The 13024-nt window shown below is 53.6% G+C and carries 11 protein-coding genes; 3 read left to right on the forward strand and 8 right to left on the reverse strand.

Features of this window, described 5'->3' with window-relative positions; all coding sequences use genetic code 11:
* Positions 1–10: 10 nt before the first annotated feature.
* From trkH to pepQ, 3 genes are read right to left on the reverse strand one after another with little or no spacing between them, the layout of a single operon-like run.
* Complete coding sequence (gene trkH, locus HV041_RS19720) at positions 11–1462, reverse strand: Trk system potassium transporter TrkH (RefSeq protein ID WP_003017848.1); 1452 nt, start codon at positions 1460–1462, stop codon at positions 11–13.
* Between the two features lie 38 nt (positions 1463–1500).
* Positions 1501–2115, reverse strand: coding sequence for an IMPACT family protein (locus HV041_RS19725; RefSeq protein ID WP_048214101.1), 615 nt, complete (start codon positions 2113–2115; stop codon positions 1501–1503).
* A complete protein-coding gene (gene pepQ, locus HV041_RS19730) occupies positions 2115–3446 on the reverse strand; it encodes a Xaa-Pro dipeptidase (protein ID WP_048214100.1) in 1332 nt (443 codons plus the stop codon). Before pepQ ends, HV041_RS19725 begins: the two co-directional genes overlap by 1 nt.
* A gap of 189 nt (positions 3447–3635) precedes the next feature.
* On the opposite strand from pepQ, the gene fadB reads away from it, so the two are divergent.
* Both fadB and fadA read left to right on the forward strand, forming a co-directional pair.
* Positions 3636–5825: a fatty acid oxidation complex subunit alpha FadB gene (gene fadB, locus HV041_RS19735; protein WP_121585262.1), complete on the forward strand. Its 2190-nt coding sequence runs from the start codon at positions 3636–3638 to the stop codon at positions 5823–5825.
* A gap of 9 nt (positions 5826–5834) precedes the next feature.
* Positions 5835–6998, forward strand: coding sequence for an acetyl-CoA C-acyltransferase FadA (fadA, locus tag HV041_RS19740; RefSeq protein ID WP_121585261.1), 1164 nt, complete (start codon positions 5835–5837; stop codon positions 6996–6998).
* Between the two features lie 178 nt (positions 6999–7176).
* On the opposite strand, the gene HV041_RS19745 is transcribed toward fadA, so the two are convergent.
* The 4 genes from HV041_RS19745 to ubiD form a co-directional block, all read right to left on the reverse strand.
* A complete protein-coding gene (locus tag HV041_RS19745; RefSeq protein WP_048214097.1) occupies positions 7177–8157 on the reverse strand; it encodes a LacI family DNA-binding transcriptional regulator in 981 nt (326 codons plus the stop codon).
* Between the two features lie 7 nt (positions 8158–8164).
* The gene (locus HV041_RS19750) at positions 8165–9079 is read right to left on the reverse strand and encodes an ROK family protein (protein ID WP_124022106.1); all 915 of its coding nucleotides are present in this window, start codon (positions 9077–9079) and stop codon (positions 8165–8167) included.
* Positions 9080–9308: 229 nt separating this feature from the next.
* The gene (gene fre, locus HV041_RS19755; protein ID WP_048214095.1) at positions 9309–10010 is read right to left on the reverse strand and encodes an NAD(P)H-flavin reductase; all 702 of its coding nucleotides are present in this window, start codon (positions 10008–10010) and stop codon (positions 9309–9311) included.
* 40 nt (positions 10011–10050) lie between these two features.
* Positions 10051–11544, reverse strand: a complete 1494-nt coding sequence (gene ubiD, locus HV041_RS19760; RefSeq protein ID WP_048214094.1) for a 4-hydroxy-3-polyprenylbenzoate decarboxylase — start codon at positions 11542–11544, stop codon at positions 10051–10053.
* A 166-nt stretch (positions 11545–11710) separates the two neighbouring features.
* Here ubiD and rfaH point away from each other — a divergent pair, with 166 nt between their 5' ends.
* Positions 11711–12199 carry a transcription/translation regulatory transformer protein RfaH gene (gene rfaH, locus HV041_RS19765; protein WP_005133248.1) on the forward strand — a complete coding sequence of 163 codons (489 nt, stop codon included), beginning with the start codon at positions 11711–11713 and terminating at the stop codon, positions 12197–12199.
* Positions 12200–12205: 6 nt separating this feature from the next.
* Here the strand turns inward: rfaH and tatD are convergent, their stop codons facing one another.
* A complete protein-coding gene (gene tatD / locus HV041_RS19770; RefSeq protein ID WP_121585260.1) occupies positions 12206–12988 on the reverse strand; it encodes a 3'-5' ssDNA/RNA exonuclease TatD in 783 nt (260 codons plus the stop codon).
* Positions 12989–13024 lie beyond the last annotated feature (36 nt).

Raw genomic sequence — 13024 nt, forward strand, 5'->3', positions numbered from 1 at the left:
TGTTACTCCATTATTCACGCCAGAAAGTAGGGGTAAAGAGCACCAGCAGAGTAAAGACCTCCAGACGACCAAACAGCATGTTGGCAATCAGGATCCATTTCGCCACCGGGTTCATGCTGGCAAAATTGTCGGCAACAACCCCCAGCCCAGGCCCGAGGTTATTCAGCGTCGCCACAACTGAGGCAAACGCAGAGAAGTCATCCACACCGGTCGCAATAATTGCCAGCATACTGATAATAAAGACCAGCGCATAGGCAGAAAAGAAGCCCCATACCGCTTCAAGGATTCGTTCCGGCAACGCTCGGTTGCCCAACTTAATGCTATAGACCGCATTGGGGTGAACCAGTCGCTTCAGTTCGCGGTTACCCTGTTTGAACAGTAACAAGATACGAATCACCTTCAAGCCACCGCCCGTTGACCCGGCACAGCCACCAATAAACGCAGAACACAGTAGCAGCACCGGCAGGAACAACGGCCAGCGAGCAATACTGTCCGTAGTAAATCCGGCGGTCGTCGCCATCGATACCACCTGGAAAAATGCCTGGTTGATCGTCGTGAGCGCCGACCCATAGGTATTATGTATCCACAACACCAGCGTACAGACGGCCACCAGCGTTAGCTGCACCCCGATAAACATGCGGAATTCCGGATCGCGCCAGTAGACCTTCAGACTACGCCCGCTTAATAAAGAGAAGTGCAGGCCATAGTTACAACCGGAGATCAGCAGGAAGATAGCAATAATCGTGTTAATCGTGGGGCTGTCGAAATACCCCACACTGGCATCGTGTGTGGAAAAGCCGCCGATAGCAATGGTGGCGAAGCTGTGCCCAATGGCGTCAAAGGCAGGCATGCCGGCAAACCACAGCGCCAGCGCACACGCAACCGTCAATAGCACATAGATGAGCCACAAGGTTTTCGCCGTTTCGGCAATACGTGGGCGCATTTTGTTATCTTTCAGCGGCCCCGGCATTTCTGCACGATAGAGCTGCATGCCACCCACGCCAAGAATAGGCAGGATAGCCACCGCCAGCACGATGATCCCCATCCCGCCGAACCATTGCAGCATCTGGCGATAAAAGAGAATGGCATGCGGCAGTGAATCCAGCCCCACCAGCGTCGTCGCACCTGTGGTTGTTAACCCGGAAAAGGATTCAAAAAAAGCATCGGTGATCGTGAGGTTAGGACTTTCCGCAAAAATGAACGGCAACGCACCCACGCTCCCCAGCACGGTCCAGAATAAGACGACGATCAAAAACCCTTCACGGGATTTCAGTTCGCCCTTCTCTTTACGGTTTGGCCACCACAGCATGGAGCCGATAGCCAGAGCAACGAAGAAAGTTTGGGTAAATGCACGACCCGCACCATCACGGTAGATAAGTGCTACCAGTCCGGGGATGATCATCGTTCCCGAAAATAAGATGACCAGTAGTCCAACGATTCGGGTGATGGCGCGAAAATGCATCTCTGCCGCTTCCTTAGTTCTTTAAAATGAGGTGGGGATTATTCTGCAATCGATAACAATTGCAATGAACCACGACTAAAATCCGCCAGCTTTGCTGAAAATTCATCCACTTTCGCATAAGGAAGTGCTACCCGAAGCAGAACGAATGCCTGGTAATCACTGAAAACGATTTTACCGTCAAACTGCCCCAACAGTGTTTCAATGCCTGCCAGTTGGCCGTACTCACACTGCAAAGTATATTCGGTTAATGGCGTCTTGCGCTGTGTCGTTAACTGGCGCAGCGCCTGATTCACACCACCACCGTAGGCTTTTACCAACCCCCCCGTACCGAGAAGGATACCGCCGTAGTAGCGCACCACCACCGCAGTAATCTCACCAACGCCGCTCCCCATCAGTTGAGCGAGCATCGGTTTGCCTGCGGTACCCGCCGGTTCGCCATCGTCTGAAAATCCCAGCTGTTGCGAGTCATTGGGCGCACCCGCCACCCACGCCACACAATGATGACGTGCATCCGGGTGTTCCGCTCTGACTGACTCAACAAACGCTTTCGCCGCTTCTACACCGTCCGTATGGGCGAGCAACGTAATGAAGCGGCTTTTTTTGATCTCTTCAACGACGCTAACCGGCGCCGCAGGGATTAACCAACTGTCCATTACGCCAGTTTCAAATCCCGGGTCATGTTTTCAATATTGTTCTCGTGGACCACCACGTTGTCTTCAATACGAATCCCGCCGAACGGCTTCAGGGCTTCGATTTTCTGCCAGTTGAAGTGTTTGCTGAATTGCCCTTCACGCCACGGTGCCAACAGCGATTCAATAAAGTAGATGCCCGGTTCGATGGTCAGAACCATGCCCGGTTGCAAAACGCGGGTGCAACGCAGATAAGGATACTTCGACGGCGCGGCAAGGTGTGTGCCCGTATCATCCTGCATAAAGCCAGCAACATCATGCACCTGCAGACCCAGCGGGTGACCAATGCCGTGCGGCATAAACGGCCCGGTAAGATCGTTTTCTACCATCGCCTCTTCACTCATATCGGTGATGATTTGATGCTTACGCAGCAGTTTCGCGATGCGCTGATGGAACTGAATGTGGTAATCCACATAGCTGGTGCCTGCTTTCATTGTGGCAATCAGCGCCAGTTGCTCGTCATTCACATCTTTCACCAGATGCGCATAGTCGTTGTCGCTTTTCGCCGACCAGGTACGCGTCAGGTCTGCCGCATAGCCGTTATATTCCGCACCCGCGTCCAGCAGGAAGCTGCGGATTTCAGACGGAGCCTGATGATCCAGCTTGGTGTAATGCAGAACCGAAGCATGCTCGTTAAGTGCAACGATATTGCTGTACGGCACGTCGGTGTCACGATGACCGGTAGCCGTCAGGTAAGCGAGGTTGATGTCAAACTCGCTCATTCCGGAACGGAACGCTTCTTCCGCGGCACGGTGTCCATTCACCGCCATTTTCTGCGCTTCGCGCATACAGGCCAGTTCGTAATCTGTTTTATAGGCGCGGTAATAGTGCAGGTAGTCGATCACCCCTTTCGGGTTGATGTTGCTGGCCGCGATATCCAGCTGCAGTGCGCGTTCCGGAACCGGACCAATGTAACCGATATTGCCGCGAGCCGCAGGCAGTTGACTACCAATACCATCCGCTTTTGGCAGCGCGATGATCTCAATTTCTTCCGTCCAGAAGGAGGTCGGCAACGGCTCAACGTTGTGCCAGTAATCGACCGGCAGGTAGAACCACAGTTTCGGCTTGTTTACGCCATCCACCAGCAACCAGCAGTTAGGAACCTGCGTTACAGGCACCCAGGCTTTGAATTGCGGATTGACCTTAAACGGATATGGATGATCGTCGAGAAAGACGTTAATCAGCTCACCTGAGTGAATAAGTAACGCATCCAGCTTAAAGCGTTCCAGCGCGTCGCGCGTCCGTTCCTGTAGGGTAACGATATGATTTTTATAGAGAGCGGCCAGTGATTCCATTTTCTATCCTTCTGTTTTTTTGACCTCAAGTCTCCGCATCTTAGCACATCGCCTTGTGAGTGCGTGATTTCTGCCGAGCGTGATCAAATCGTCATTTCTTTAATCATTCATTTGCATTTTATTAACACAAAATACACACTTCGATTCATCTGGTATGACCAGATCACCTTGCGGATTCAGGAGACTGACATGCTTTACAAAGGCGACACCCTGTACCTCGACTGGCTGGAAGATGGCATCGCCGAACTGGTGTTCGATGCCCCTGGTTCGGTCAATAAACTCGACACGGCCACCGTTGCCAGCCTGGGCCATGCGCTTGATGTGCTGGAAAAACAACCGAATTTAAAAGGGCTGCTGCTGCGTTCTAACAAAGCAGCCTTTATTGTTGGTGCCGATATCACCGAATTCCTTTCACTGTTCCTCGTGCCTGAAGAACAGTTAAGCCAGTGGCTGCATTTTGCCAACAGCGTCTTTAACCGCCTCGAAGATCTGCCTGTTCCGACCCTCTCTGCGGTAAACGGTTACGCGCTGGGCGGTGGCTGCGAGTGTGTCCTGGCAACCGATTATCGTCTGGCAACGCCGGACCTGCGCATTGGCCTGCCGGAAACCAAGCTGGGCATTATGCCGGGCTTTGGCGGTTCCGTGCGTATGCCACGTATGCTGGGCGCGGACAGCGCGCTGGAAATCATTGCTGCAGGTAAAGATGTTGGTGCTGAGCAGGCGCTAAAAATCGGTCTGGTCGATGGCGTAGTGAAGCAAGACAAACTGCTTGATGGCGCGATCGCGGTATTACGTCAGGCGATTAACAGCGACCTTGACTGGAAAGCCAAACGTCAGCCGAAGCTGGAGCCGTTGAAACTCAGCAAAATTGAAGCGGCTATGAGCTTTACCATCGCCAAAGGCATGGTGGCGCAGACGGCAGGTAAGCATTATCCCGCACCGATTACCGCGGTAAAAACCATTGAAGCAGCGGCTCGTTTTGGCCGTGAAGAAGCGCTGAATCTGGAAAATAAGAGCTTTGTGCCACTGGCGCACACCAGTGAAGCCCGCGCGTTGGTTGGTATCTTCCTGAACGATCAGTTCGTGAAAGCCAAAGCCAAAAAGCTCACCAAAAATATTGAAGCACCAAAGCAAGCGGCAGTGCTGGGTGCAGGCATTATGGGCGGTGGCATCGCTTACCAGTCAGCCTGGAAAGGCGTGCCGGTTGTGATGAAAGATATCAACGACAAATCATTAACGCTGGGCATGACCGAAGCGGCCAAACTGCTGAACAAACAGCTTGAGCGCGGCAAAATTGACGGTCTAAAAATGGCGGGCGTGATTTCCACTATTCATCCAACCCTCGACTATAGCGGTTTTGAGCGTGTGGATGTGGTGGTTGAAGCGGTCGTAGAAAACCCGAAAGTGAAAAAAGCGGTGCTGGCGGAGACTGAAGACAAAGTTCGCCCGGACACCGTACTGGCGTCGAATACCTCTACCATCCCAATCAACGAACTGGCCAGCGTGCTCAAACGCCCGGAAAACTTCTGTGGGATGCACTTCTTTAACCCGGTACACCGCATGCCACTGGTTGAGATCATTCGCGGCGAGAAAAGCTCGGATGAAACCATCGCCAAAGTTGTCGCCTGGGCAAGCCAGATGGGCAAAACGCCAATTGTGGTGAACGACTGCCCCGGTTTCTTCGTGAACCGCGTGCTGTTCCCGTATTTTGCCGGTTTCAGCCAGCTGCTGCGCGATGGGGCGGATTTCCGCAAAGTCGACAAAGTCATGGAAAAACAGTTTGGCTGGCCAATGGGCCCGGCTTATCTGCTGGACGTGGTGGGTATTGATACCGCACATCACGCACAGGCGGTAATGTCCGCGGGCTTCCCGCAGCGTATGCAGAAAGATTATCGCGATGCGATTGATGCGCTGTTTGATGCCAGCCGTTTCGGGCAGAAAAACGGCCTCGGATTCTGGCGTTATAAAGAAGACAACAAGGGCAAGCCGAAGAAAGAAGAAGATGCCGCCGTTGACGGTTTGCTGGCAGATATCAGCCAGCCGAAGCGCGACTTTAGCGATGAAGAAATTATCGCCCGCATGATGATCCCAATGGTCAACGAAGTGGTGCGTTGTCTGGAAGAAGGCATTATCGCCAGCCCGGCAGAAGCCGATATGGCACTGGTGTATGGCCTGGGCTTCCCTCCGTTCCACGGCGGCGCGTTCCGCTGGCTGGATACGCTCGGCAGCGCGAAGTATCTCGATATGGCTCAGCAGTATCAGCACCTCGGAGCGCTGTATGAAGTTCCGGCTGGTCTGCGTGATAAGGCGCGCCATAACGAACCGTATTATCCCCAGGTTGAGCCTGCCCGCCCGGTTGGCAGCCTGAAAACGGCTTAAGGAGTCACAATGGAACAGGTTGTAATTGTTGATGCGATCCGTACCCCGATGGGCCGTTCAAAAGGGGGCGCGTTTCGTAACGTACGGGCAGAAGATCTCTCCGCACACTTAATGCGTAGCCTGCTGGCGCGTAATCCGGCACTGGAGCCAACCGCGCTGGATGACATTTACTGGGGCTGTGTGCAGCAAACGCTGGAGCAGGGTTTCAACATCGCCCGTAACGCCGCGCTGCTGGCGGAAATCCCGCACTCCGTTCCGGCGGTCACCGTGAACCGCCTGTGCGGTTCATCAATGCAGGCGCTGCACGACGCGGCACGTATGATCATGACCGGTGATGCTCAGGCGTGCCTGATTGGTGGCGTGGAGCATATGGGCCATGTACCAATGAGCCACGGCGTTGATTTCCATCCGGGCATGAGCCGCAACGTAGCAAAAGCGGCGGGGATGATGGGCCTGACCGCAGAAATGCTCTCCCGCATGCACGGCATCAGCCGTGAAATGCAGGATGCTTTCGCCGCACGCTCACACGCTCGCGCCTGGGCTGCTACTCAGTCCGGCGCGTTTAAAAACGAAATCATTCCGACCGGCGGTCATGATGCCGACGGCGTGTTGAAACAGTTTAACTATGATGAGGTTATTCGTCCGGAAACCACTATCGAAGCGCTATCCACCCTGCGCCCAGCGTTCGATCCGGTGAGCGGAACGGTCACTGCCGGTACCTCCTCCGCGCTCTCTGACGGAGCAGCGGCGATGCTGGTCATGAGTGAAAGTCGCGCCCGTGAGCTGGGTCTGACGCCGCGTGCCCGTATTCGTTCGATGGCTGTTGTTGGCTGCGACCCGTCAATCATGGGTTACGGTCCGGTTCCGGCCTCAAAACTGGCGCTGAAAAAAGCGGGACTCTCCTCCAGCGACATCGGCTTGTTTGAGATGAACGAAGCCTTTGCCGCCCAGATCCTGCCGTGCATTAAAGATCTGGGGCTGATGGAGCAGATAGACGAGAAGATCAACCTCAACGGCGGCGCGATCGCCCTGGGCCACCCACTAGGATGTTCCGGCGCGCGGATTAGCACCACCCTGCTCAACCTGATGGAACGCAAAGACGTGCAGTTTGGTCTGGCAACGATGTGTATCGGGTTAGGTCAGGGCATCGCGACGGTATTTGAGCGAGTTTAATCAAAGATAAATTCCCCTAAATAATTCGCGCTGCATCGCGGCGGCAACTGAGCGAATCCCCGGGAGCATAGATAACTATGTGACCGGGGTGAGCAAAGGCAGCCAACAAAGAGGCAGAGTGAATTATGACGGGGAAAGGTTTAGTTGCCGTTCTTCCCGCCTGTCAGGGGCGGGTTTTTTATTTCCCTGAACTACCACGCACCACTAATTGCACCGGCAACAGCAGATTCTCTTCCAGTTTCTCTTCCAGCAATAAACGCAGCGCTTCACGCCCCAGTTGCTTTTTATCAACCGCAATAGTGGTCAGCGGCGGATGTGACCAGGCCGCAGCATCGATATCATCAAACCCCACCAGCGCGAGATCTTCCGGGATACGTATATCCTGCTGCGCACACACCCGCTGAACAACCATCGCCGCCGCGTCGTTATAGGCAAAAATGGCATCAGGCGGCTCCGGCAGCCTGAAAAGCTCATTAACCGCTTCCACCAGGGATTGCTCGGTATCCAGCAGCGGTGGCGCAACGGCGTCGTATTCTGGCGGCATCAGCAAACGGGCCTCATACAATGCCTGACGGTAGCCCTTCTCGCGCTGACGGATGCTGTAGTGCGCAAGCGAACTGGCAAGAAAAGCGATACGGCTGCGCCCCTGTTCGATCAAGTGTTTTGTCGCCAGATAGCCGCCCTGGGTATTGTCCGGATTGACGCATGGCAAACCTGGAGCCCACAGATCCACCAGCACCAACGGCAATTTCATCTGTTGCAGCAAGCCAAGTAATTCAGGCTCAAAAAAACCGGCGCAGATCAGCGCATCCGGCTGGTGCAGCATCACCTGCTCACTCACTGCATCACCTGGGCCTATAGAGAGAAAACTCAGCGCAATACCCTGATCCCGGCAGGCATCATCGATACCCAGCAGCAGCTGCGAGTAAAACGGCAATGCCCGGCTGATATTGTGCTGGCGGTGCAGCAAAAACAGGACGCGTTTGATCTTGTCAGTGCGCAGACGGGAAAAATCATAACCCTGCTGCTGCGCCACAGAAATAATGCGCAGCCGGGTATCTTCACGTAGCCCCGGCTGCCCTTTCAGGGCGCGGGAAACCGCGCCAACTGAAACGCCGCAGGCTTCGGCAATGTCCCTGATACGTACAGGTTTCGTCATGTCACTCTCATTGATTTACGCTGGCCTTTTGCGCCCCCAGCCAGGCCGCGCCGCGTACGCCGCTGCTGTCACCGTGTCGGGCCTGAACGATCGGCGTACGGCACTGTTTACCAAATACGTACTGCGCCACTCGCGCCTGCAAGCCTGAGTACAGTAAAGTGATATTGGATACCCCACCGCCCAGCACGATAACATCGGGATCGAGCGTATTCACCACCCCCGCCAACGCGCGCGCCAGCTGATCGCAATAGCGTTCCCATAACAAACAGGCATCTGCATCACCCGATTCTACCCGCTGCATAATATGTGGCACACCTGCATGTTGCGCGGTGTGATTCATATACTGACGCTCCAGGCCGCTGCCGGAAATAAAGCTCTCAATACAGTTCACCTGTCCGCAATAGCATGTCACTTCAGCCCCGTCCCGAGATTCGTGGTAGCGCGGCAATGCATTATGTCCCCACTCTCCTGAACAGGCGTTAGGTCCAGAGATCAAACGGTTATCGATGCATAGTCCACCGCCGCATCCGGTACCGAGGATAACGCCAAATACGACACGATAGCCCCGTCCGCTACCGTCCATCGCTTCCGACAGTGTGAAGCAGTTGGCGTCATTAGTTACGGGTACTGGCATTCCTAATGCACGCTCAAGATCTTGCGAAAAAGCCTGCTGATTCAGCACCAGGATATTGGAATTCTTAATCAAACCTTCGCTATCCACCGCGCCGGGCACCCCGATACCCACCGATAAAGGCTGATTAACGGCCTGTCTCGCCTTAGCAATCATCTCGGTCACAGCCTGGAAAAAATCACCGTAACTCAGCTTTGGTGTCGCACATCGCTCGCGGTAAACAATTTCACCCGTGTTATCAATCACCACCGCTTCAATTTTAGTCCCGCCGATATCCAGTCCGAGCCTCATGGTTTTCCCTCGCTGACGTCCCGCAATGTGATGCGATACAGCTTGCCCATTTTGTTTACTAAACAAAATGAAACCCGTCACAAAAACTCAGTTTTATGATTAATAGATAGAAAAAACATGTTTACTAAAAAATATGCTGAAAAAGAGAAACAACAAGACCGGGTTTGCACCCAGTTAGAAGAAGTAAGGTTGGTAATGGATGCGCCGGAAGGGATCCGGCGCACAGCGCTTAAATGAACGCGAAAGCGTCGCCAAACAGGCGATCTTCACGCGCACTACGTTCATTGCAGAACAGGTCGCGCGCGATTTTAGCCATCTCGAAACGCCCGGCGATATAAATATCATGTTCCGCCAGAGTGCCGTAATCCTGTAATACTGCCGTTAATACGGTTCCCGTACGACCACGCCAGCCGTCTTCAGGCTGCTCTACCACCGGCTCAACGCGCAGGTTCGGGTGATTCACCGACAATGCTTCCAGCTCTGAGAGATCGTAGAGATGCTTCTCTTCGCGCCCGCCCCAGTAAATAGTGATATCGCGGTTTGGATTGCGCGCCAGCGCGGTAAGCAGAATAGAACGCACGTAAGAGAACCCTGTACCTCCGGCAATCAGGATCAGCGGACGATTCTCATCATCCCGCAGCCAGGCTTCACCGTGCGGGATATCGACCTTAATTTCCCGATCTTTCAGAATTCGGTCCATAACAGCCATGGCATAAAGATTTAGCTCAGAAGCACCCACGTGCAGCTCAATGAACCCATGCTCATCCGGCGTAGATGCCATGGAGAACGGGCGTTTATCACGTTCGTCCATCACGACCATTAAATACTGACCTGCACGAAAGGAAAACGCCGCGTCCGGCACTAAACGTACGCGATATACGGTGTCAGTGATAGCTTCTACCGAGGTCACTTTACAGCTTAAGGTTGTCATGCGCTCTCTCTGTCGGATCAATAGGCAAAACGATCGCGCCTCAGGCGCTTTTGCCGTCATTAAAGATGGCTAATTCATCCCAAATTGCGTCAATACGCGCAGTCACTTCAGGATCTTTTTTAATCGGGCGTCCCCACTCTCGTTGGGTTTCACCCGGCCATTTATTTGTGGCATCCAGCCCCATTTTTGAACCAAGGCCGGAAACCGGCGAGGCAAAGTCCAGGTAATCAATCGGCGTATTCTCTACCAGTACCGTATCCCGGGCCGGGTCCATACGGGTAGTAATTGCCCAAATCACATCGTTCCAGTCACGTGCGTTGACATCATCATCGCAGACAATAACAAATTTGGTGTACATAAACTGACGCAAAAATGACCAAACGCCCATCATGACGCGTTTGGCATGACCCGCGTACTGTTTTTTCATCGTCACCACGGCCAGTCGATAAGAACAACCTTCCGGCGGCAGATAAAAGTCGACGATTTCCGGGAACTGCTTTTGCAGAATAGGAACAAAGACCTCATTCAGCGCCACACCGAGAACCGCTGGCTCATCTGGTGGGCGTCCGGTGTAGGTGGAGTGATAAATCGCATCTTCACGTTGGGTAATGTGGGTGACGGTGAAAACCGGGAAGCTATCCACTTCATTGTAATAACCCGTATGATCGCCATACGGTCCTTCCGGTGCCAGTTCACCCGGCTCGATATAACCTTCCAGTACGATTTCAGCGCTGGCGGGTACTTCGAGATCGTTGGAGATGCATTTGACGACTTCGGTCTTGGTGCCACGCAGCAGCCCGGCGAAGGCGTACTCTGATAATGTATCAGGTACAGGGGTCACCGCGCCCAGAATGGTCGCCGGGTCTGCCCCTAACGCAACGGAGACTGGGAAACGCTCACCAGGGTGTGCAGCGCACCACTCCTGATAATCCAGCGCGCCGCCACGATGTGAAAGCCAACGCATAATGAGCTTATTTTTGCCAATCAACTGTTGGCGATAAATACCCAGATTCTGTCGCTCTTTATGCGGACCACGCGTGACGGTGAGTCCCCATGTAATCAGTGGCGCTGCATCTTCCGGCCAGCAGGTCATAATCGGAATGCGGTTTAAATCAACGTCATCGCCTGAGTAGATTTTTTGCTGACAAGGCGCACCGCGTAGCCGTTTGGTCGGCATGTTCAGCACCTGCTTGAACTGTGGCAGCTTATCAAACAGATCGCGGAATCCTTTCGGCGGCTCCGGCTCTTTCAAAAACGCCAACAGCTTACCAACTTCCCGTAGTGCTGAGACATCTTCTTGCCCCATCCCCATGGCGACACGCTTCGGCGTGCCAAACAGATTGCACAGCACCGGCATTGAATAGCCTTTTGGATTCTCAAACAGCAGCGCAGGCCCACCGGCACGCAAGGTGCGATCGGCAATTTCAGTGATCTCCAGATGGGGATCCACTGGAAGCGTAATGCGTTTGAGCTCGCCCTGCTGTTCAAGCTGCGTCAGGAAGTCGCGTAAATCGTGATATTTCATGGCGTCCATTATGGCCTCTGTGTAAGCGCCTCATTATACGGCGTTCATCATTGTGATGCTGTATTTTTGTTAAATTAGCGTGAACTCTGGCAACCAACACCGATGAGGCTTGAAAGATGAAGTGTATAATGACTTTTGCTATGCTTGCGCTCAGAACAAGCGGATAAGAGTTATTATGCAAGCCTGGTATTTACTGTACTGCAAACGCGGGCAACTTCAACGTGCCCAGGAACACCTGGAAAGACAAGCAGTAAACTGTTTGACGCCAATGATCACCCTGGAAAAAATGGTGCGTGGTAAACGTACCACAGTCAGTGAGCCACTTTTCCCTAATTACATGTTTGTCGAGTTCGATCCGGAAGTGATCCACACCACGACCATCAATGCGACACGTGGCGTTAGCCATTTTGTACGTTTTGGAGCGACACCAGCCACCGTCCCCTCTCCCGTCATTCACCAGCTTTCTATCTACAAGCCCGAAGGAATTGTTGACCCGGAAACGCCGCATCCTGGAGACTGCGTCATTATCACTGAAGGGGCATTTGAAGGGTTGAAGGCGATTTTCACCGAACCCGACGGCGAAGCACGTTCCATGCTCCTGCTTAACCTGTTGAATAAAGAGGTTAAGCAGAGCGTGAAAAACACCGGCTTTCGAAAAATATAAACAGACTCAGAAGGTCACTTCGAATAACGTTCTGACGTTGGCATCAATCGCCGTTGATAGCCACTGAGGATCTTCCCCGCGCCAGTGCGCAATACGCTCAAGAATATGCGGCAGGTGTGCAGGTTCATTGCGTCGGGAAGTCGGCTTCGGGGCCAGATCGCGTGGGAGTAAATAGGGCGCGTCTGTTTCTATCAGCAGCCTTTCCGCCGGGATAAACGGCAGTAGCTCCCGTAGTTCCATACCCCGACGCTCATCGCAGACCCATCCGGTAATCCCGATATAAAGCCCTCTGTCCACGCAGTCCTGCATCTCCCGGCGCGAGCCAGTGAAACAGTGCAGCACTGCGCCGGGGAGGCTGTCCAGCCAGGGTTCCAGCAGCGTCAAAAAACGTTCGTGGGCATCCCGACAATGCATGAAAACAGGCATCTGCAATTCAGCGGCAATACGCAATTGCGCCTCAAAAGCCCGTTCCTGTTCCTGCGCAGTGGAGTAATTACGATTGAAATCCAGGCCACACTCACCAATGGCGACCACTTCGGACTGGTTCGCCAGTGCAATAATTTCCGCCTCTGTTGAGGATTGCCATTGGCTACTGTCATGCGGGTGGACGCCAGCTGTGGACCAGCAATGTGGATAATGCTGTGCCAACTTTAGCGCCTGCTGGCTTTCATGCAGGTTTGTTCCGGTCAGAAGCATGCCGTTTACACCCGCAGCAAAGGCGCGCGCCACAACCTCATCCCTGTCTTTCGCAAATTGTGAACTGGTTAGATTAACGCCAATATCAAACATGCTTCCTCCCATATGACAACCGCCCTTACGGGCGGC

Source organism: Citrobacter sp. RHBSTW-00029 (genome assembly GCF_014104295.1).
In the GTDB taxonomy this organism is placed as follows: Bacteria; Pseudomonadota; Gammaproteobacteria; order Enterobacterales; family Enterobacteriaceae; genus Citrobacter; species Citrobacter youngae.

What these genes read in the sequence shown, in the direction of transcription:
- pepQ (WP_048214100.1), bottom strand. Translation starts at nt 3,446, where the DNA reads ATGGAATCACTGGCCGCTCTCTATAAAAATCATATCGTTACCCTACAG.
- fadB (WP_121585262.1), top strand. Translation starts at nt 3,636, where the DNA reads ATGCTTTACAAAGGCGACACCCTGTACCTCGACTGGCTGGAAGATGGC.
- trkH (WP_003017848.1), bottom strand. Translation starts at nt 1,462, where the DNA reads ATGCATTTTCGCGCCATCACCCGAATCGTTGGACTACTGGTCATCTTA.
- tatD (WP_121585260.1), bottom strand. Translation starts at nt 12,988, where the DNA reads ATGTTTGATATTGGCGTTAATCTAACCAGTTCACAATTTGCGAAAGAC.
- HV041_RS19725 (WP_048214101.1), bottom strand. Translation starts at nt 2,115, where the DNA reads ATGGACAGTTGGTTAATCCCTGCGGCGCCGGTTAGCGTCGTTGAAGAG.
- HV041_RS19745 (WP_048214097.1), bottom strand. Translation starts at nt 8,157, where the DNA reads ATGACGAAACCTGTACGTATCAGGGACATTGCCGAAGCCTGCGGCGTT.
- rfaH (WP_005133248.1), top strand. Translation starts at nt 11,711, where the DNA reads ATGCAAGCCTGGTATTTACTGTACTGCAAACGCGGGCAACTTCAACGT.
- fadA (WP_121585261.1), top strand. Translation starts at nt 5,835, where the DNA reads ATGGAACAGGTTGTAATTGTTGATGCGATCCGTACCCCGATGGGCCGT.
- ubiD (WP_048214094.1), bottom strand. Translation starts at nt 11,544, where the DNA reads ATGGACGCCATGAAATATCACGATTTACGCGACTTCCTGACGCAGCTT.
- fre (WP_048214095.1), bottom strand. Translation starts at nt 10,010, where the DNA reads ATGACAACCTTAAGCTGTAAAGTGACCTCGGTAGAAGCTATCACTGAC.
- HV041_RS19750 (WP_124022106.1), bottom strand. Translation starts at nt 9,079, where the DNA reads ATGAGGCTCGGACTGGATATCGGCGGGACTAAAATTGAAGCGGTGGTG.